This is a genomic window from Psychrobacter sp. 1Y4, from assembly GCF_051847555.1.
Window position 1 is genome coordinate 1 of the sequence record NZ_JBPYDE010000108.1, and the last position, 1,177, is coordinate 1,177.

Sequence of the window (1,177 nt, forward strand, 5' to 3'; positions counted from 1 at the left end):
ATCAATATCTTGCGGCACGCCTACCCCTTGATAGTACAGCTTGCTAAGTAAACGCTGGGCACGGCTATCATTTTTGCTAGCAGCTTGCTTCACCCATTCTACACCAGATTTTTTAGCTTTCTCATCATCTGCCGTGAGTCCTTCGCCAAGCAACTCGTACATCGCCAAGCGCAGCATGGCAGCCGTGTTACCCGCTTCTGCAGCCGCCTGTAATGCTAGCAATGCTTTATTTTTTGCTGCTACATGATTGTCTGAAAAGACAACTTGGCTACGCGGTTTGTCCTGTTTGGCAATATGCTGCTCAAACTGATCGAGAACTTTGCAAGCTTGCTGATATTCAGTCACGCCTGCTAGTTGCGGCACCTCAATCTCGTCTAGCTCTATGAGCAGCTGCGTAAACATTTCTGGTGTCGGTGGAGTTTTTACAGATGCCTTAGGCTTAATGACTGGCGACTCTGACTTTGTCAATTCAGGTTTTACTTGAAGCTCTGGTTGGTGCAATGCAGCGCTCACCGATGGGTCAGGCATGATAGCTACAGAAGAAGGCTGATTAGTGTCAGCTGGTACGATATTAAGTTCGTTTGCCTTGTTACTGTCACTCAACACACTGCCATCAATTTGCTCACGATGCTCAACCGATGGAGACACGCTGATACTCTTATTTTGTTCTATAATTGAACGGCTGTTTGCTATAGTGTGGTGTGTTGCCATTTTCTTATCTGGATAGTGAGGTTGATCAGAGGGCTCTGGTAACCGAGCATGAACGGCTTGATACAACCCACCAGCTACTTGCCCGCCTTGTGCCGCTTTAAACGGCCGATCAATATTGCCAAATAGACGCAGCCCTATGGGCTCTAATGCAAAAAATAAAGGCAGAGCATCAGTAGTCGCATTATTATCACCATAGCCAACCGCCATATGCTGATAAAAGTCATCGGTAATCAATGACAACTCCGGATAACGCTTGCGTAGCTCAAACTGACCATACCAGCGTGGTCTGTTTTCCCACTGCTGTGCCAATACACGACCTGCATAAAATCCTAAAAACACCATAAAGTTGCGATAGTGTTCATCGACCAGTAATGTCGCCTCGTTCCATATACCGCCTTTCATCATGTCACGGCGTACCTGAGACAATAGTGTATCAATACGCTGTAGGCTCTCAAGCGACTCATCT

At 46.7% G+C, this 1,177-nt stretch carries 1 protein-coding gene; it reads right to left on the reverse strand.

Going from position 1 to position 1,177, the window contains the following annotated elements:
• Positions 1-1,177: tetratricopeptide repeat protein (locus ACS8FC_RS14560; protein ID WP_439297288.1), on the reverse strand; the 1,177-nt coding region annotated here is incomplete at both ends.